We start from the raw sequence: 17,610 nt of genomic DNA, 5'->3' as shown, positions 1-17,610 counted from the left end.
GCACCCCCAACGGGATTCGAACCCGTGTCGCCACCTTGAGAGGGTGGTGTCCTAGGCCACTAGACGATGGGGGCCAGAGCAGCGGCAAAGCTTAGCGTCGTCCGCGGGTGGGCGCGAAGCGGGTAAGCAAGGGCCATGGAGCGTGTGACGTGGGCGCAGGTCGTGGCCTGGCGGATGCGGCAGCAGTGGGTCGATCCGCTGGGGGACGTGACGGCGGTGGACGTCGTGCGGCGGCTGTGTGGGTTGCAGGCGCAGGTGCCGTCGGCGGCCAACCTGGGTGTCGCCGTGCGGCAGAGGAAGCCCGACCCGAACGGCCTGCACGAGGCGCTCAGCGACCGGAAGCTCGTGCGGACCTGGGCCATGCGGGGCACCCTCCACGCTCTCATGCCGGACGAGGCCGGGGCGTTCCTGTCGCTCGTCGGCGCCGCCAGGCAGTGGGAGAAGGGCGCCTGGGTGAAGACCTTCGGCGTGAAACCCGACGAGATGGTGGACCTCACCGCCGCCGTCGGGGAGATCCTCCACGGCCGGACCCTCACCCGCGACGAGCTCGTCGAGGAGGTCGGCCAGCGGCTCCGGCGCCCCGACCTCGAGGCCGAGCTCCGCTCCGGTTGGGGCGCGGTCCTCAAGCCCATCGCCTGGCAGGGCCAGCTGTGCCACGGCCCCAGCCAGGGCAACCGGGTCACCTTCACCCACCCGGCCACCTGGCTGCCCGACTGGGCCGGCGTCCCCGCACCCGAGGAGGCAGCCCGCACCGCCGTTCCCGCCTACCTCCGCGCCTACGGCCCCGCCTCCCCCGAGACCTTCGACGCCTGGGTCACCCGCGGCATCAGCAAGAAGGCCCGGCTCCGCAGCTGGTTCACCGACCTCGGCGGCGAGCTGGCCACCGTCGAGGTGGACGACCAGCGCCTCTACCTGCGGGCCGACGACGTCGACGACCTCGCCGCCACCGAGCCCACCACCGCCGACACCGTGCGGCTGCTCCCCGCCTTCGACCAGTACGTCCTCGGTCCCGGCACCAACGCGGCCGAGGTGGTCCCGGCCCAGCACCGGGGCGACGTCAGCCGCACCGGCGGCTGGATCTCGCCGGTCGTGGTGGCGGCAGGGAGGGTCGTCGGCGTGTGGGAGGTCAAGGACGACGCCGTCGACGTCCGGCTGTTCGACGACGCCGAGTCGCCACCGGCGCCGAAGGCCCTGGCCGCCGAGGTCGAGCGGGTCGCCCAGTTGGCCCGACGCACACCCGACGAGGAGTCAGGCTGAGTCGGAGATCGGGTCTCGGGTCGTCTTGTTCTCCCCGTCGGTAGATCTCGGGGCGACCGGCGGCACCTCGGAGTCGGAGTCCGAACGGGACCTGAGCTTGCGGGTGACAGCCACGGCGAGGGCACCCGCGGCGGCGATGGCGGCGATTCGTCCGATGCGCATGCCGGCAGTGTCACCGCCGCGGGGACGATGAGCATCGCCCGATGCGGGTGATCTCCCCGGCGCCACGGCGGACCACACTGCGAAACCACGATGAGCTTCATCTACGAGATCCGGCTCCGGGGGCGGCTGAGCTCGGCGCTGCTCAACCAGTTCGAGCAGCTCGAGCTCGTGCCCGGCTCCGAACCGGTGGAGACCCTGCTCCAGGGCCCTGTCGAGGACCAGGCGGCGCTGCACGGCCTGCTCCGCCGGATCGAGGCGCTGGGCCTGGAGCTCATCGAGCTGCGCCGTCTCCCCGGCCCGACGCAACCCCGCCACCCCCAGCCCCGCGTGCCGGCCGAAGCCCCACCCTGGCGGGCCACTCCCGTCAGGTGACGGGCGAACTGTGCACTGTGGCGCACGGATTTCGTGCGTTCCGGTGCACATTTCGGGTTCGGGTGTCAGATGAGCTCGAGCTCGCGGCCGCGGACGACCGCCTGGCGGCGACCGTCGACGCCGAGCTTGCGGTAGACGGCCTTCAGGTGGGTCTTCACCGTGTTCACCGACAGGTAGAGGCCCGAGGCGATCTCGGCGTTCGACATCAGCGTCGGCAGGTGCACCAGCACCTCCATCTCCCGGTCGGTCAGCGGTTCGACCAGCTCACCGGCCCCGGACGGACGGGTGCGGTCGAGCAGCTCCAGCGCCGCCCCCATCCGCTCGCCCAGCTCGGACAGGTTGCGCTGCAGCAGCGGCCCCAGCCGGGAGCCGTGGAGCAGCAGCGGCGCCATCACCGCGGTGGCCTCCGCCAGGTCGAGAGCCTCCGCCATCCAGCGTCGGGCCAGGTCCTGCTGGTCGCGGGCGCCGGCGGCGATGGCGGCCACCGCGACGGCCTCGACCAGCGTGCGCGGGTGGGCTACCCGGTCGCCGCCGTCGAGCCACAGGGCGATGCCGTGGTCGGCCTGGTCGACGTCGCCGGCCGCCAGCCGGAGCCGGCCCTCCTGCACGGCGTGCTCGGCCGGCCCACCCAGCAGCAGCGGCCGGCCGTCGGGGGTGACGACCTCCACGACCCCCAGCGCCACCAGGGCCTGCTCGGCGAGCACGCTGCGACCCACCGAGGCGGCGTCGAGCGCCACCGGCCGCCCCGGCACGGCGTTGACGCCGATGCCCACGACCCGGGCGACGGTCCGCAGCGTCCGGGACGCCAGTCCCCCGCCGTCGGCCGCGTCGGCCAGCGTCCCGACGAGGGTGTCGGCCGCGCTGCGCTGCTCGCCCCGCTGCGCCAGCATCAGCACCGACGCCAGCCGGGCCGCGCACGCCGCCTGGGGGGTGGTCACACCGCAGTCGCCGTCGAGCACCTTGTCGACCAGCGGCCCCACCAGCGCCGGCCGCCCCCCGGCGGCGTGGAGCAGCGCCAAGAGGCCCGACGCCTCGGCCGTCACCCAGCAGCGCTCGGCCCGCTGAGCCAGGTCGGCGAGCAGCTCACGGGCCCCGTCGATGTCGCCGGCGTCGATGGCCAGCTCGGCCCCCCGGAGCGAGGCGAAGCGGCGCAGGTCGACGGCGGCGGGGTCGCTCAGCTCGGCCGACCGCAGCGCACCGGCCGCCGCCAGCGCCCGCTCGCCGCCAGCACCGACGCCGCCCCCGGCACCACCGCCCCCGAAGGCGCACCCGAACACCACGTCGAGCACCCGACGCTCGACGGCGAAGGGCTCCGGCTCGCCGGCAGGGGCATGCGACGGCGACGCGACCAGCTCGTCGAGCGCATCCCGGTACAGGACGGCCTCGTCGCGGTTGGAGCGGCGGCAGGCGTCGGCTGCCGCCACGAGCGCCAGACCGGGCGACGCCGCGATCGTGGCCGGCTCCAGGCCCTCGGGCAGCAGGTCGCCCTCGACGGGCAGGCCGTCGAGAGTCGCGTCGATCCAGCGCCAGGTCAGCAGCTGCCCCAGCAGGTCCCAGTCGCGGGCCGACTGGGCGTGCGACTGGGCGTCGGACGGCATGTCCTGCTCCAGGAACCACTGGGCGGCCTGCCCGTGCAGCTCGCGGGCCAGGTCGGCGTCGTGGCGGTCGAGCCGGGCCCGCAGCAGGGCGCCGAACAGGGCGTGGTAACGGCACCAGCGGTCGTCGGCGTGGTCGAGCACCAGGATGCCGCTGCGCTCCAGCTCGACCAGGTGGTCGGCGGCCCGGTCGTCCCCGGAGAGCAGCTGGGCCAGCTCCGGGGTGAGGCGGTCGGCGACGCTGGTGCGCAGCAGGAACCACTGGACGGCGTCGTCCTTGCGGACGAGCAGCTCCCGCAGCAGGTAGTCGGACACGACCGCGGCCGTGCGGGCGGCGCTGCGCACGAAGCGCCCCGGGTCGGTCTCGGTCTGCAGGGCGCAGGCGGCGAGGCGTAGGCCGGCGGCCCATCCCTCGGTCCGGGCCCACAGCGCCTGGACCTCGTCGCCGCCGAGCGTCACCTCGTGCCGGGCCAGCAGCTCGGTGGTCTCCGCGGCGTCGAACGCCAGGTCGGCGTTGCGGATCTCGGCGAGGCGCCCGTCGAGCCGCAGGTCGTCGAGGCCGACGGGCGGGTCGGCCCGGCTCGCCAGCACGATCTCGAGCTGGGGCGGAGCGTTGTGGAGCAGGTGGTCGACGAGCTCGATCGCCGGAGCCGAGCGCAGGGCGTGGACGTCGTCGAGGACCAGCACCTGCGCCGGGTCGTCGCCGGCGGCGAGGCGCCCCAGCAGCTCGTCGAGCTGGTCGAGGACCGGGACCGACGGGCGGCGCCGGGACGGGTGGTCCAGCCGGGCGGACAGCGCCGCCCGCAGCAGTGTGACCAGGCGGCCGGCATCGTTGTCGCGCTCGTCGAGGCACAGCCAGGCGGCCGGCCGACCCCCCGTGTCCTGCTCCGTCGAGGGCGCCAACGCGCTGGCCAGCAGCGTCGACTTGCCCGCACCCGGGGGTGCGCACACCAAGGTCACCGGAGCACGGCCCGGCTCGGCCAGGCGTCTCTCCAATCGCGGCCGCGGGACGTGCAGCGGTGGGAGCCGCGGGACACATCCTTTGGTGCCGACAGGGACCTGCCCCTGACGCATCTCGACGAGGACCTCCAGTCCAGCCAGCCCTTTGCTCCTATCGGGGAGCGCGCACCCCATTCCCCGAAGTCCCATGAAAGATGCATCGGTCGACGCGTCGAGGGGAGCCGGCGGCGGCTCCCCTCGGTTACAGCACGGCGTCGCCTATTGCATCAATCGCCGAAAACGTCACGCAGGCGTGCCTCTTCGTCGGCCGAGAGGTTGGTGTAAATGAGCTCGGCCTCGACATCGCCGAATGCCTCGGCGACCTTGTCGGTAACGGCGTCGCTGGTCATGGCGAAGAGCGCCGACGTGCCCGGCTGGACCTTGGCCCGGATCGAGGCGATGAACTCGTCGTCGATGCCCACGTCAGCCAGGGACCCGCTCAATGCTCCCGCCGCGGCACCGACCGCCATGCCGAGCAACGGCACGAAGAAGATCAGACCGAACAACAGGCCCCAGAACGCACCGCCCATTGCGCCGGCACCGGTGAGGCTGGCGAGCTGTCGGGTCTTCGGCTTCTTCGTACCCGGCTCCCACGACACCGTTGCCGCATCGTGCACGGTGATGACGGCTTGCCTCTGCAGATCCTCGAGCATGTCGACGGCCTTGTTGGCGCCTTCGGGATCGTCGAACTTCCACACGGTCAAGGTGCTCATCGGGCTCTCCTGGGGTCGATCGATGTTCTCCCGACGAGGCTCGGCCGCCCCGTCGCATTCGGCGTCACCCCCGCTGGGTGAAGAACCGTCGTTCAGAGGCCGAGGAGCTTCGCCTTGGCCGCGGCGAACTCGGCCTCGTCCAGCAGTCCCTGGCTCCGCATCTCGGCGAGCTGCTGGAGCTGCGCCGTCTGGTCGGCCTGCGGGGCGTCCTCCTGGCGGCTCTGCTGGTGGCGTTGGACGCCGCCGGCCACCGCCGTGGCGGTGCCGGCGACGACCGCGGTGCGGGCCATCGTCCCCAGCAGCCCGGGGCGGCCGACACGGCCGAGCCCACGTCGTGCGAGCATCGTCGGCTCCTCTCAGCCGGCCGGCAGGGACTGGAACGCCGCGGCGACGGCCTCGGCGGGGACCCGGTCGTGGAGCAGGACCGCTCCACCGGCGTCGAAGATCTCGGAGCTGAGCTTCGCCGCCCAGCTGTTCTCCCAGAGGACGAGAGCTGCCGAGCTGTTGGGGGCCAGCTGCTCGCCCGCCACCTCGAGGTCCTCCTCGCTGAACAGCTCGCCGACCTCGCCGTCGAGCTCGGCGAACGCCCCGGACACGTCGTCGAGGCCGTCGATCTCCAGGGCGGTGACGTTCCCGTCGAGGTCCTTGCTGACCATCACCAGGTCGATCAGCCGGACGGTGCCGGCGTCGACCAGGTTGCCGAGCGTCGGCAGGATCGAACCGTCGAAGCGGTTCTCGGGGAACCCGATGAGCATCATCTCGACCGGGCCCAGGGGTGTGTCGGCTGCGGTTGGCATGGCCGCCAGCTTCGACGCCCTCCGGGGAGGCGTCTTCACCCGCACGGGGTGGTATCACCCCAGTTGGGTGACGATCGGACCGAGGGTCGTCCGTACGTTGCGGCCATGCTCGGACCGGTCATCGGGGATCTCCTGCCCTCCGCCCTCGGCGTCGCCCTGAGCCCGTTTCCGATCGTGGCGGTGATCCTGTTGCTGACGACGCCGCGGGGTCGGGCCAACGGGCCGGCGTTCGCCGTCGGGTGGGTGGTGGGGCTGACGGTGCTCTGCCTGCTGGTGCTGTGGCTGGCCGGCGGGTCCGACGATCCCGACAGCGACACCAGCACGGCGGTCGACGTGCTCCAGCTCGTGCTCGGTCTCGGGCTGCTGGCGGTCGCGAAGAAGCAGTGGGACAAGCGGCCCGTCCCCGGCGAGGCGCCGGTGTTGCCCAAGTGGATGGACACGCTGCAGGACTTCGACGTGCCGCGGGCGCTGGCCGTCGGCGTCGCGCTGGCGGCGGTCAACCCCAAGAACCTGGCGTTGACGCTCGCGGGTGCGGCGGCGATCGCCCAGGGCGGGCTGTCGGCGGGCGGCGACGCGGTGGCGATCGCCGTCTTCGTGCTGTTGGCGTCGATGACGGTCATCGGCCCGGTTCTCAGCTACCTGCTGCTGGGCAAGCGGGTCGAGCCGGGGCTCGTGAGCCTGCGCCAGTGGATGGCCGACAACAACGCCACGATCATGACCGTCGTGTGCGTGATCCTCGCGGCCAAGCTCGTCGGCGCCGGCATCGCCGGCCTCAGCAACTGACCTGGCGACTTCTGAGCAGGGGCCGACGCCCTCGTCATCCGGTGGTCGGGGTGACGAGGGCGGACTCGGTGGTGAGGTGGTGGGCGGCGCGGCGGCAGGTGGTGGGGGTGAACTCGCCGGAGGACTCGTAGGCGGCCAGCTCGCGGCGCTCCTCGGCGAGGACGTCGAGGACCAGGGACCAGCCGGCGGGCGACAGGTCGGTGGCCGCGGCGAGGCCGGACTCGGCCCGCCGGCGGACGTGGGCGACGCGGGCCTCGAACAGGTCGCGCAGGGCGGCGACGCTGTCGTCGGACACCTCGCCCGTGGCGGCCACCTCGTCGAGCCGCCGCAGCGCCGCCTCGGCGGCATCCACCCGCACCGCGGCCTCCCGTCGGGCCCCGGTGGCCGCCGCGAGCGCGGCGACCGGTGACGCGGCGAGGGTCTCGCGTTCGACGCACAGCAGTTCGACCAGGAGCTTCCAGCGGTCGGGCGGCAGCTCGTCGGCCTGGCCCCGGACCCGGCCGGTGGCCTCGGTGAGGTAGGCGATGCGGTCCTCGAACAGCGCCCGCAGGTCCTGCAGCTGGGCCGGCGACAGCTCCTGGGCGGCGTCCAGCGAGTCGACCCGGGAGAGCGCGGCGCGGGCCGCCCGCACCCGGGCGGTGATCTCCTCCATCACCCCGGCCGTGGCCAGCGGCGCCAGGCCGAAGCTGTTGCTGGCGCCGGCGATGCGGTCGTCGGCCACGGCGCCGCTCCGCAGCGGCACCTCTTTCAGGAACAGGGCGACCACGAACGCCCCCACGGCCAGGGGCACCCCGGCCAGGAACACCGTGTCGAGCGCGTCGGCGTAGGCCGTCAGGTAGGGGCCCCGGGTGGCGGCCGGCAGCTGCGACAGCTGGGTGGGGTCGCCGGTGAAGGCGGACAGCCCCGCAGAGGCCTGGTTGCCGGCGAAGGTCGAGTTGAAGATCGAGCCGAACAGCGCCACGCCGAACGAACCGCCGATCGACCGGGCGAACGAGGCCGTGGACGTGGCCGTGCCCAGGTCGCGCACCTGGACGGAGTTCTGGGCCACCAGCACCAGCATCTGCATCACCAGGCCGATGCCGATGCCGAGCACCGCCATGTAGACGCCGAGCCGCACCGTCCCCGTGTCGACGCCCAGGTCGGACAGCAGGAACAGGCCGACCGCCATGGTGGCCGTGCCCGCCAGGGGGAAGACCTTGTAGCGGCCGGTGCGGCTGATGAGCTGGCCCGTCAGCAGCGACGCCACCACCACCCCCGCCATCAGCGGGATGAGCTGGAGCCCCGAGCTGGTGGCCGACTGGCCCCGCACCACCTGCTGGTACTGCGGCAGGTAGGTGGTGGCGCCGAACAGCGCCGCGCCCACGGCGAGTGCGACCACGCACACCACCGAGAACACGGAGTTGCGGAACAGGCGCAGTGGTATCAGCGGCTCGCGCACCCGCGACTCGACCAGCACGAACAACCCCAGCAGCACCACCGCCGCCAGCGACAGCCCGACGATCGTGGCCGAGCCCCACTCGTACTCGTTGCCACCCCAGGTGGTGATCAGGATCAGGCAGGTCACCCCACCCGCCATCAGCACCGTGCCCAGGTAGTCGACCACGTGGCTCACCCGCTCGACCGGCGTGTGCAGCGCCCCCGCCACCGCCACGAGCGCCACCAGGCCGATGGGCAGGTTCACGTAGAAGACCCAGCGCCAGTCGACCTTGTCGGTGAGGAAGCCGCCGACGAGCGGCCCGGCGACGCTGGCGAAGCCGAACACGGCCCCGAAGTAGCCCTGGTAGCGGCCGCGCTCCCGCGGCGAGACGATGTCGCCGATGATCGCCTGCGAGCCCACCATCAGCCCGCCGCCGCCCAGGCCCTGCAGGCCCCGGAAGGCGATGAGCTGGCCCATGTTCTGGCTGAGCCCGCTGAGCGCCGAGCCCACGAGGAAGATCACGATCGCCGCCTGGAACAGGCGCTTCCGGCCGTAGAGGTCGCCGAGCTTGCCGTACAGCGGCGTCGACACCGTGAACGTGAGCAGGTACGCCGTGACCACCCAGGCGTACTGGTCGAGCCCGCCCAGCTCGCCGACGATGGTGGGCAGCGCCGTGGCGACGATGGTGGAGTCGAGCGCCGCCAGCAGCAGCGACAGCATCAGCGACCCGATCACGACACCCAATCGCGCGCCGGTCTCGGGCTCGACGGCCTCACTCGGTTCCGCGGTCACGACTTCACTCATGGTGATCCTGACGCTACCGACCCCCTCTGACAGTTAAGGGTGAGGGTCAAGGACCGAAGTCAGATCGACAGGCGCTTGCCGATCCCCTCGATGACGCAGTCGAGGCCGAACTCGAAGCGCCAGTCGTGGTCGTCCTTGCGCTTCGCCGCGCGGATGGAGCGCTGGTAGGTCGGGTAGCGGCCGGTGTCCATGAGCCAGCGCATGTGGCGGCTGTAGGCGGTGCGGAGGTCGTCGCCGCTGCGGAAGCCCTGCCGCCGCATGAGGCGCAGCTGGGTCACCTCACCGCCGGTCGCCCCCCACACGTAGGCGTTCACCGTCTGGAACACCGCCAGGCCGGTGTCGGCGTCGAGGTCGAGGTGGCCGATCGACACCAGCACCCGCTCGGCGCCGGCCATCCGGCGGGGCGTGAGGCCGATCAGCACCCGGGCCCCGGCCTCCCCGACCCACGGGTGGCGCAGGATGCCGGCCCGCACCCGGCGGGCGTGGTCGCGCAGGACCACCTGCCAGTCGCCGGGAGCGCCGTCGGGGTCGAGGTCGACGTCGTCGAACGCGGCGTCGACCATCAGCCAGAAGATGTCCTCCTTGCCGGACACGTAGCGGTAGAGGGCCATCGTCGCCACCCCGAGCTGGCCGGCGAGGCGCCGCATCGACACGGCGTCGAGGCCGTCGGCGTCGGCGATGTCGATGGCGGCGGCCGCGATCCGCTCGTGATCCAGCGTGGTGAGCGACCGCGCCGGCCGGGCGATCCGCTCCCAGATGGAGACCTCGACGTCGTCGGCGGCGCTCATCGCCGCCTCACCCTAGCCGAGGTGTGTACACCGTACGCACGACGTGTACGGTGGCCCGGACACTACGACGGGGCCGTCCTCCCGGCCCGACGCGAGCTGAGGAGAAGGACGGACGACGACGTGCTAGTGCGACTCGTGCGGGCCCACCTGCGGCCCTACCGCAGGGACCTCGCGTGGATCGTGGCGCTGCAGTTCCTGCAGTCGCTGGCCATGCTCTACCTGCCCACCGTCAACGGCGACCTCATCGACGAGGGCGTGGCGCAGGCCGACACCAGCGTGATCGTCAGCAAGGGCGGGATCATGCTGGCGGTGACGCTGGTGCAGGTCGTCGCCTCGATGGTGGCGGTCTTCTTCGGCGCCCGCACGGCCATGGCGCTCGGGCGCGACATCCGCGGCGCGATCTTCCAGAAGGTCCAGCAGTTCTCCGCCCAGGAGATGGGCCGGTTCGGCACGCCGTCGCTGATCACCCGCACCACCAACGACGTGCAGCAGATCCAGCTGCTGGTGGTGATGGGCTTCACGATGGCGGTGTCGGCGCCGATCATGTCGGTCGGCGGCATCGTGATGGCCACCCGGCAGGACGTGCCGCTGTCGTCGATCCTGCTGCTCCTCGCGCCGATCCTGGGTGTGTTCGTCGCCTTCATGGTCAGCCGGCTGCGGCCGCTGTTCCGCACCTGGCAGGAGCGCCTCGACGGCATCAACCAGGTGCTGCGCGAGCAGATCACCGGCGTCCGGGTGGTGCGGGCCTTCGTCCGCGACGACTTCGAGCGCGAGCGCTTCGGCCGGGCCAACAACGGCCTCTACGACGTGTCACTGGGCGTCAACCGCTACACCGCGCTGCTGTTCCCCTCGGTGATGCTGCTCTTCAACCTCACCTACGTGGCGGTGGTGTGGTTCGGCGGGCACCGCATCGACGGCGGGGCCATGGAGGTCGGCGCGCTCACCGCCTTCATGAGCTACCTCATGCAGAACCTGATGTCGGTGATGGTGGCCACCTTCATGCTGATGATGCTGCCCCGCGCCGACGTGTGCGCCGAGCGCATCCAGGAGGTGCTCGAGACCGCGAGCTCGGTCGTGCCGCCGGCGTCGCCGGTCGTGCCCGACGAGGGCGAGCTGCGGGGCCTGCTGGAGCTGCAGGACGTCGAGTTCCGCTACCCCGGCGCCGAGGAGCCGGTGCTGTGCGGCATCGACCTGGTGGCCCGCCCCGGCGAGACGACGGCGATCATCGGCAGCACCGGCAGCGGCAAGACCACCCTGCTCAACCTGGTGCCCCGGCTGTTCGACGCCACCGGCGGCCGGGTGCTGATCGACGGCATCGACGTGCGCGACCTCGACCCGTTGCGGCTGGCGCTCGCCGTCGGCTTCGTGCCGCAGCGGCCCTACCTGTTCTCCGGCACCGTGGCGTCGAACCTCCGCTACGGACGGCCCGACGCCACCGACGACGAGCTGTGGCAGGCGCTCGAGATCGCCCAGGCCCGCTCCTTCGTCGAGCAGATGCCCGAGCGCCTCGACTCCCCCATCGCCCAGGGCGGCACCAACGTGTCGGGCGGGCAGCGGCAGCGGCTCGCCATCGCCCGGGCGATCGTCCACCGGCCCCGGATCTACCTGTTCGACGACTCGTTCTCGGCGCTCGACTACAGCACCGACGCGGCGCTGCGGGCGGCGCTGGCGGGCGAGACGGCCGACGCCACCGTCGTCGTGGTGGCCCAGCGGGTGAGCACCATCCGCCAGGCCGACCGCATCGTGGTGCTCGACCTGGGCCGCATCGTCGGCCAGGGCACCCACGCCGAGCTCATGTCCGACAACGAGACGTACCGGGAGATCGTGCTCTCCCAGCTCACCGAGCAGGAGGCCGCGGCGTGAGCGGCGACGACGACGAGCAGCAGCCGGGCAACGGCGAGCCGGGTGACGAGCCGGGCCGCGCCACGGGCGGGAACGGACGTCGAGGCGCCCGCGGTCGCGGACGCGACGGCAACGGCGGGAGGCCGACCGCCGACGCCGGGAACGGCGACGGGGACGGCGAGAACGGGGACGGCGACAACGGTGGGCCCGTCGAGGACGAGACCACGCCCGCGCGCCATCCCGGGCCGCCGGGAGGACACCGGGCCGGGCCGCCGTTCGTCGGCGGCATCCCCACCGAGAAGGCGCTCGACCTGCGGGGCTCCAGTCGCCGCCTCCTGTCGATGCTCCGGCCCCAACGCCGGCTGATGCTGACCGCCCTGCTGCTGACCGCGTGCAGCGTCGCCCTGTCGGTCTCGGGGCCGCGCCTGCTCGGCAAGGCCACCGACGTGATCTTCTCCGGGTCCGTCAGCGAGCACATCCCGGCCGGCACCGACAAGGCCGAGCTGATCGCCCGCCTGCGCGAGCAGGGCGAGGACCGGCAGGCCGACCTGCTCAGCTCGCTCGACCTCACCCCCGGCCACGGCATCGACTTCGGCCGGGTCGGCTCCATCCTGCTGCTGGTCCTGGCCGTGTACCTGGGGGCCGCGCTGCTCGGCTACCTCCAGTTCCGACTGACCGGCCTGGTCGTCCAGCGGGCCATGCGGCGCCTGCGGGAGCAGACCGAGGACAAGCTGTCGCGCCTGCCGCTCAGCTACTTCGACCGCCAGCCCCGCGGCGAGCTGCTCAGCCGCGCCACCAACGACATCGACAACCTGTCGCAGACCATGCAGCAGACCCTCGGCCAGCTCACCGTGTCGCTGCTCACGATCCTGGGCGTGCTGGCGATGATGTTCTTCATCTCGCCACTGCTGGCGGTGGTCGCCCTGGTGACGATCCCGCTGTCGATGTTGGTGGCGGCGCAGATCGGCAAGCGGGCCAAGCCCCAGTTCGTCCGCCAGTGGGCGACGACCGGGCAGCTCAACGCCCACATCGAGGAGATGTACACCGGCCACGCCCTGGTCAAGGTGTTCGGACGCCAGCCGGAGGCCGCAGCCGCCTTCGACGAGCAGAACGAGACCCTCTACACGTCGAGCTTCAAGGCCCAGTTCACCTCTAGCCTCATCCAGCCGGCGATGCTGTTCATCAGCAACCTGAACTTCGTGGTGGTCGCCGTCGTCGGTGGCCTGCAGGTGGCGTCGGGGACGCTGAGCCTCGGGTCGGTGCAGGCGTTCATCCAGTACTCGCGGCAGTTCGGGCAGCCGGTGACCCAGGTGGCGAGCATGGCCAACCTGCTGCAGTCGGGCGTCGCCTCGGCCGAGCGGGTGTTCGCCCTGCTCGATGCCCCGGAGCAGAGCGAGGAGCCGGTGGGGCCGCCACGGCTCGCCGTCAACGGGGGCGGGCGCGGCCGGGTGGCGTTCGAGGACGTGTCGTTCCGCTACGCCCCCGACATCCCGCTCATCGACGACCTGTCGCTGTGCGTCGAGCCCGGCCAGACCGTGGCCATCGTGGGGCCGACCGGGGCCGGCAAGACCACGCTGGTCAACCTGCTGATGCGGTTCTACGAGGTCAGCTCGGGACGGATCACCGTCGACGGGGTCGACATCGCCACCGTGAGCCGTGAGGAGCTGCGCTCCAAGACCGGCATGGTGCTGCAGGACGCCTGGCTGTTCGACGGCACGATCGCCGACAACATCGCCTACGGCGCCGCGGATGCGACCCGGGAGCAGATCGTCGCGGCCGCCGAGGCCACGCACGTCGACCACTTCGTGCGCACGCTGCCCGACGGCTACGAGACGCGGCTGGGCGACGAGGGCGGCAACGTCAGCGCCGGCGAGAAGCAGCTGATCACCATCGCCCGGGCGTTCCTGGCCGAGCCGGCGATCCTGATCCTCGACGAGGCCACCAGCTCGGTCGACACGCGCACCGAGCTGCTGATCCAGCAGGCGATGGGCTCGCTGCGGCAGGGTCGCACCAGCTTCGTGATCGCCCACCGGCTCTCGACCATCCGCGACGCCGACCTGATCCTGGTGATGGAGGCCGGCCAGGTGGTGGAGCAGGGCACCCACGAGGAGCTGCTGGCGGCCGAGGGCGCCTACGCCCGCCTGTACGCGGCGCAGTTCGCGGCCGCGACCGCTCCGGTGTAGCCCGCCCGGCGGCTGGTCCACCACGGAGAGTGGGCGTGCCGACAGACTCCCGGGATGCTCCGCCACCCGCTGACCTGGATCGCCGTCGTCGGCGCCGCCCTGATGGGCGTGGTGATGACGGCGAGCTACATCGGCGGCCTGGTCGACCCGGTCGGGCACCTCCGGGACGCCCCGATCGGGTTCGTGAACGCCGACGACGGCGACTCGGGCGCCCAGCTGCAGGAGCAGGTCACGGCCAGCGGCGACGGTCGGGTCGACTGGCAGGTGCTCGACAGCCAGGCCGAGGCCGAGCGTCGGCTGCGCGACGACGACCTGTGGGGCGCCATCGTCGTGCCCGAGGGCTTCTCGGCGTCGATCGCGGCCATCGGCGCGTCACCGATGACGGCGCAGCCGGCCGAGCTGCTGCTCCTGGGCAACGAGGGCGCCGGCCTCTTCCAGCCGGCGATCTTCACCCAGGTGTCGACCGCGGCGACCACCGAGACGTCGTCGACCGTGCGGCAGCAGCTGGTCGCCGTGCTGGGAGCCGACACGGTGCCGGTGATCGGCCAGCCGGTGGTGGCGAAGGAGCAGGCCGTGGTGGCGCTGCCCGACAAGGCCGGGCGGGGCATCGCACCCTTCTACCTGTCGGTGATGCTCACGTTGGGCGGCTTCCTGGCCGCCAGCATCGTGGGCGTCGGCATCGACCTGCTGCGGGGCGGATCACGGCTGGAGCTGTTCGGCCGGGTGGTCGACCTGCGCATCGGCGGCGTCGACCACGAGGTGCGGCCGCTGCGGCTGTGGGTGGCGAAGGCCGTGCCGACGTTCGTCGCCGCCGTGCTGGCGGGGCTTCTGGCGGTGGGGACGGCGCTGGTGGTGTTCGGGATGGACGTGTCGTCGGCGGGCAAGGCCTACGCGCTGGGCGCCCTCGGGGCGGCGGCCGTGGCGATGATCTCGCTGGTGTTCCTCACGCTGTTCGGCATCGCCGGCGAGCTGCTCGGCGTGCTGTTCACCACGATCTTCGGCGTACCGGCGGCGCTCGGCATCTACCCCTACCAGGCGATCCCCGGGGCGTTCCGCTTCATCGCCGCCTGGCACCCGCTGCGCTACCTGAGCGACGGGATGCGCAGCATCGCCTTCTTCGACGCGTCGGGCGCCGGCCTCGGGCGCGGCACCGTGGTCGTGGCGGTGTGGCTTGTCGGCGCCGTGGGGGTGGGCGCCGGCTGCGCCTGGCTGCTCGACCGCCGGGTAGCCCACTGACCCGCGGACCCGCGGTGCGGCCGCCGACCTACGGTGCGGCGATGGAAGGACGGCTGTCGGGTCGGCGCGTGGTGGGCATCGTCGTCCTGGTGGCCGTGCTGTTGGCCACGGCCGGCGTCGGCGGGGCGGTGCTGCTGGCGGACGACGACACGGAGACGGGCGGCGGCGGGATCGACGACGGCGGTGGCGGCCGGATCGTCGAGCTCGCCGGCGTGCCGCTGCTGGCGGGCGCCTACCGGGCGTCGGGGCCGCTGGCCGACGGGTTGGAGGTGCCCGGGGGGACGGTGCTGCTGGGTGACGTCCTCTACGACGACGCCCTGTACCTCTACGACAACGTGGCCATCGAGGGGTGGACGGCGGGGTTCCTGGTGGTGGGCGATCTGGACGGCGTAGTGGCCGACATCGCGCGGCAGGCGGCGGACCTGGGCCTCGGGACACCCGTCGACGAGGACCGCCGGGCGGGGTGCTCGCCACAGCCGTGGCTGTCCGGGACGGTCGAGTGCTCCGCCTCGTGGGAGAGCCCGGCGCAGCTGCTGAGGGCCGACGTCCTGCGGGGCACGACGGACGGGGGTCGGCCCGTGTCGGTGCTGTGGCTGACGTCGGAGCGCCGCGGTCGACCCGACGCCGGGGTGCCCGAGGAGCAGGACCTCGGGATGCCGGAGGAGCCGCTGCCGGATGGCTGGCCGGAGCCGCCGGGGCCGGGTGACGGGCTGGGCGATGGCATCGTGGAACCGGACGGCGGGGTGGTGTCGCTGCGGGTGCCGGACGGGGCGCGGGCGGTGATGTCGGCGTGGCCGACCGGTGGCATCAGCACCAACTACGACGCCGTGCTCGCCGTGGACGGTGACCTCGACGCCGTGCTCGACGACCTGGCCGCCCAGATCGAGCGCCGGGTCGAGGGGCCGGCGCAACGGAGGTCGGGCACGGTCGACGGCCACGAGGTGCGCTCGGTGTACGGCAGCCAGGCCGGGGGCGATTCGTACGACATCCACGCCGTGACCCTCGACGGCCGCTCGTGGGTCCGTGTATCCACCGGTTACGACTGAGCCGGGAGGGTCTGTAGGGTCGGGGGCATGAAGTGCCCCGTCGATGACACCGACCTCTCCATCTCCTCCCGGGAAGGCATCGAGATCGATTTCTGCCCCCAATGTCGGGGCGTGTGGCTCGACCGGGGTGAGCTGGACAAGATCATCGAGCGCGCCGCCACGTCGTACTCCCCGACCGAGAGCCGCCCGATGGAACGGGAGCGCGAGCGGGAGCGGGCGCCCCGGGACGACTACCGCTCCGACGACCGCGATCGGGATCGGGATCGTCGCTACGACGACGACGACCACGGCCACGGCCGCAAGCGGAAGAAGCGCGGCGGCTTCCTCGAGGACCTCTTCGACTTCGGCTGACCCGCCACCCCGAGATCTCGACAGCGCGCGTCGCTATGGCGCCACCTCCGTCGAAGTTTCGGGTGGGATGACCCCCTAGCCGACCTCGTCGAGGGCGGTGCGGAGGGCGCCGAGCTCGTCGACCACGGTGGTGAGCTCGGCGTCGAGCTCGTCGGCACCGGCTCCGGCGGCCAGCGCGACCTCGGCCGCCCGGGCGACGGCGCCGTCGAGCCGCACGTCGAGCAGGCGCAGGCGCTCCTCGATGTCCTCGATGGTGTTGAGCAGGCGCTGCACCGAGTTGAACCGGGCCTCCTGGGCGGCCATCACCGAGGGGTCGGCGCCCGAGCGTCGGGCCCGCTTGTACTCGTCGGTCACCCGCTCGGGGTCGAGCGTGGCGAGCACACGCTCCAACTCACCGACCCGCATGGCGGCGTCCCACACGGAGGCGACGCCGGCATCGATCCGAGGGACCAGCTCGGTCAGCCGATCGCGCACCGGACCGGGGCGGAGGCCGTCGACCAGCTCGCTGAACCGCCGCCGGGCGGCCAGCGCCTCGCTCACCGTGCCCGCCAGCCGGCGGGGCGCGGCAGCGGGGTCGACGTGGGCCAGCGGGTCGGGCTCGCCCTGGGATCGACGCCGAAATGCCATTCGTCGAGAGTAACGGCCTCGGCGAAGCCCGAGACCGCTCGGGGCCGCAGCGGTGTGGTCGGCGGGAGCAAAGGCCCTCCGCAGCACCTCGGGCCCGGGTAGACAGGGCGTCATGCCCGTGACGACCGGCTTCAACCACATCGCCACCGTGACCGCCCACCTCGACCGCACCGTGGCGTTCTACGAGCAGGCGTTCGGCGCCGTGAAGACCTTCGAGATGGCGGCCGAGCCGGACCACCCCCGCATGGCCATCCTCGACCTGGGCGGCGGCGCGGCCCTCAACGTGTTCGAGGCGGCGTCGGAGGACGAGATCGTGGGCGACCGCCGGAGCCCGGGCGGCCGCGGCCCGATCGACCACTTCGCCGTCGCCGTCGACACCCTGGCGACGCTCGAGCGGGTGAAGGACCGCCTGCTCCAGCTGGGGGCCGACATCGGCGAGATCCACAAGCTGGGCGACATCTGGTCGCTGTTCTTCCGCGACCCCGACGGCATGGAGCTGGAGGTCTGCGCCCCGCAGTAGCGGCCGCTCGTAGTGTGCCGGGGTGCAGATCGGTCTGATCTCGCTCCTGGTCGACGACTACGACCCGGCGGTCGAGTTCTTCGTGGGCACGCTGGGGTTCGACCTCGTGGAGGACTCG

17 protein-coding genes and 1 tRNA gene are annotated in these 17,610 nt (G+C 72.6%); 9 read left to right on the top strand and 9 right to left on the bottom strand.

All coding sequences use genetic code 11. The features are described 5' to 3' along the window. Position 1: 1 nt before the first annotated feature. Positions 2-74 (bottom strand) — tRNA-Glu (locus VK611_29045). Between the two features lie 61 nt (positions 75-135). On the opposite strand from VK611_29045, the gene VK611_29040 reads away from it, so the two are divergent. Further along, a complete protein-coding gene (locus VK611_29040; GenBank protein ID HMG45415.1) occupies positions 136-1,257 on the top strand; it encodes a crosslink repair DNA glycosylase YcaQ family protein in 1,122 nt (373 codons plus the stop codon). Here the strand turns inward: VK611_29040 and VK611_29035 are convergent. Further along, positions 1,249-1,419 carry a hypothetical protein gene (locus tag VK611_29035; GenBank protein HMG45414.1) on the bottom strand — a complete coding sequence of 57 codons (171 nt, stop codon included), beginning with the start codon at positions 1,417-1,419 and terminating at the stop codon, positions 1,249-1,251. The two genes, VK611_29040 and VK611_29035, sit on opposite strands and share 9 nt — an antisense overlap. Before the next feature lie 90 nt (positions 1,420-1,509). Here VK611_29035 and VK611_29030 point away from each other — a divergent pair, with 90 nt between their 5' ends. Beyond that, complete coding sequence (locus VK611_29030) at positions 1,510-1,791, top strand: hypothetical protein (protein ID HMG45413.1); 282 nt, start codon at positions 1,510-1,512, stop codon at positions 1,789-1,791. Between the two features lie 65 nt (positions 1,792-1,856). On the opposite strand, the gene VK611_29025 is transcribed toward VK611_29030, so the two are convergent. The 4 genes from VK611_29025 to VK611_29010 all read right to left on the bottom strand — a co-directional run bounded on the left by VK611_29025 (position 1,857) and on the right by VK611_29010 (position 5,895). Continuing rightward, a complete protein-coding gene (locus VK611_29025) occupies positions 1,857-4,460 on the bottom strand; it encodes a LuxR C-terminal-related transcriptional regulator (GenBank protein ID HMG45412.1) in 2,604 nt (867 codons plus the stop codon). A 152-nt stretch (positions 4,461-4,612) separates the two neighbouring features. Further along, on the bottom strand, positions 4,613-5,098 hold the full coding sequence (locus VK611_29020; GenBank protein ID HMG45411.1) for a DUF1269 domain-containing protein: 486 nt from the start codon (positions 5,096-5,098) through the stop codon (positions 4,613-4,615). 92 nt (positions 5,099-5,190) lie between these two features. Continuing rightward, entirely contained in the window at positions 5,191-5,442 is a 252-nt protein-coding gene (locus VK611_29015; protein HMG45410.1) for an SHOCT domain-containing protein, read from the bottom strand. A gap of 12 nt (positions 5,443-5,454) precedes the next feature. Then, on the bottom strand, positions 5,455-5,895 hold the full coding sequence (locus VK611_29010) for a DUF6325 family protein (GenBank protein HMG45409.1): 441 nt from the start codon (positions 5,893-5,895) through the stop codon (positions 5,455-5,457). A 105-nt stretch (positions 5,896-6,000) separates the two neighbouring features. On the opposite strand from VK611_29010, the gene VK611_29005 reads away from it, so the two are divergent. Beyond that, positions 6,001-6,678, top strand: a complete 678-nt coding sequence (locus tag VK611_29005) for a GAP family protein (GenBank protein ID HMG45408.1) — start codon at positions 6,001-6,003, stop codon at positions 6,676-6,678. Positions 6,679-6,712: 34 nt separating this feature from the next. On the opposite strand, the gene VK611_29000 is transcribed toward VK611_29005, so the two are convergent. After that, positions 6,713-8,899: an MDR family MFS transporter gene (locus tag VK611_29000; protein ID HMG45407.1), complete on the bottom strand. Its 2,187-nt coding sequence runs from the start codon at positions 8,897-8,899 to the stop codon at positions 6,713-6,715. A 59-nt stretch (positions 8,900-8,958) separates the two neighbouring features. Next, a complete protein-coding gene (locus tag VK611_28995; GenBank protein HMG45406.1) occupies positions 8,959-9,687 on the bottom strand; it encodes a TetR/AcrR family transcriptional regulator in 729 nt (242 codons plus the stop codon). 120 nt (positions 9,688-9,807) lie between these two features. Between VK611_28995 and VK611_28990 the strand changes: the two genes are divergently transcribed. From VK611_28990 to VK611_28970, 5 genes are read left to right on the top strand one after another with little or no spacing between them, the layout of a single operon-like run. Further along, entirely contained in the window at positions 9,808-11,550 is a 1,743-nt protein-coding gene (locus VK611_28990) for an ABC transporter ATP-binding protein (protein ID HMG45405.1), read from the top strand. Then, a complete protein-coding gene (locus VK611_28985; protein ID HMG45404.1) occupies positions 11,547-13,712 on the top strand; it encodes an ABC transporter ATP-binding protein in 2,166 nt (721 codons plus the stop codon). Before VK611_28990 ends, VK611_28985 begins: the two co-directional genes overlap by 4 nt. 54 nt (positions 13,713-13,766) lie before the next feature. Next, the gene (locus VK611_28980; GenBank protein ID HMG45403.1) at positions 13,767-14,948 is read left to right on the top strand and encodes an ABC transporter permease; all 1,182 of its coding nucleotides are present in this window, start codon (positions 13,767-13,769) and stop codon (positions 14,946-14,948) included. Positions 14,949-14,989: 41 nt separating this feature from the next. Then, entirely contained in the window at positions 14,990-15,994 is a 1,005-nt protein-coding gene (locus VK611_28975) for a hypothetical protein (GenBank protein ID HMG45402.1), read from the top strand. Between the two features lie 27 nt (positions 15,995-16,021). Beyond that, positions 16,022-16,345, top strand: coding sequence for a zf-TFIIB domain-containing protein (locus VK611_28970; GenBank protein HMG45401.1), 324 nt, complete (start codon positions 16,022-16,024; stop codon positions 16,343-16,345). Positions 16,346-16,420: 75 nt separating this feature from the next. On the opposite strand, the gene VK611_28965 is transcribed toward VK611_28970, so the two are convergent. Continuing rightward, positions 16,421-16,972, bottom strand: coding sequence for a hypothetical protein (locus VK611_28965; GenBank protein HMG45400.1), 552 nt, complete (start codon positions 16,970-16,972; stop codon positions 16,421-16,423). Between the two features lie 112 nt (positions 16,973-17,084). Between VK611_28965 and VK611_28960 the strand changes: the two genes are divergently transcribed. After that, positions 17,085-17,492: a VOC family protein gene (locus VK611_28960; protein HMG45399.1), complete on the top strand. Its 408-nt coding sequence runs from the start codon at positions 17,085-17,087 to the stop codon at positions 17,490-17,492. Positions 17,493-17,610 lie beyond the last annotated feature (118 nt).

This window comes from Acidimicrobiales bacterium (assembly GCA_035316325.1).
In the GTDB taxonomy this organism is placed as follows: Bacteria; Actinomycetota; Acidimicrobiia; order Acidimicrobiales; family VFJN01; genus DASXTK01.
Note: the sequence above shows the minus strand (reverse complement) of the source record. Positions and strands in the feature narration are given on the sequence as shown.

Coding starts and splice junctions, on each gene's coding strand:
- VK611_29040 (HMG45415.1), top strand. CDS start 136: ATGGAGCGTGTGACGTGGGCGCAGGTCGTGGCCTGGCGGATGCGGCAG.
- VK611_29035 (HMG45414.1), bottom strand. CDS start 1,419: ATGCGCATCGGACGAATCGCCGCCATCGCCGCCGCGGGTGCCCTCGCC.
- VK611_29030 (HMG45413.1), top strand. CDS start 1,510: ATGAGCTTCATCTACGAGATCCGGCTCCGGGGGCGGCTGAGCTCGGCG.
- VK611_29025 (HMG45412.1), bottom strand. CDS start 4,460: ATGCGTCAGGGGCAGGTCCCTGTCGGCACCAAAGGATGTGTCCCGCGG.
- VK611_29020 (HMG45411.1), bottom strand. CDS start 5,098: ATGAGCACCTTGACCGTGTGGAAGTTCGACGATCCCGAAGGCGCCAAC.
- VK611_29015 (HMG45410.1), bottom strand. CDS start 5,442: ATGCTCGCACGACGTGGGCTCGGCCGTGTCGGCCGCCCCGGGCTGCTG.
- VK611_29010 (HMG45409.1), bottom strand. CDS start 5,895: ATGCCAACCGCAGCCGACACACCCCTGGGCCCGGTCGAGATGATGCTC.
- VK611_29005 (HMG45408.1), top strand. CDS start 6,001: ATGCTCGGACCGGTCATCGGGGATCTCCTGCCCTCCGCCCTCGGCGTC.
- VK611_29000 (HMG45407.1), bottom strand. CDS start 8,899: ATGAGTGAAGTCGTGACCGCGGAACCGAGTGAGGCCGTCGAGCCCGAG.
- VK611_28995 (HMG45406.1), bottom strand. CDS start 9,687: ATGAGCGCCGCCGACGACGTCGAGGTCTCCATCTGGGAGCGGATCGCC.
- VK611_28980 (HMG45403.1), top strand. CDS start 13,767: ATGCTCCGCCACCCGCTGACCTGGATCGCCGTCGTCGGCGCCGCCCTG.
- VK611_28975 (HMG45402.1), top strand. CDS start 14,990: ATGGAAGGACGGCTGTCGGGTCGGCGCGTGGTGGGCATCGTCGTCCTG.
- VK611_28970 (HMG45401.1), top strand. CDS start 16,022: ATGAAGTGCCCCGTCGATGACACCGACCTCTCCATCTCCTCCCGGGAA.
- VK611_28965 (HMG45400.1), bottom strand. CDS start 16,972: ATGGCATTTCGGCGTCGATCCCAGGGCGAGCCCGACCCGCTGGCCCAC.
- VK611_28960 (HMG45399.1), top strand. CDS start 17,085: ATGCCCGTGACGACCGGCTTCAACCACATCGCCACCGTGACCGCCCAC.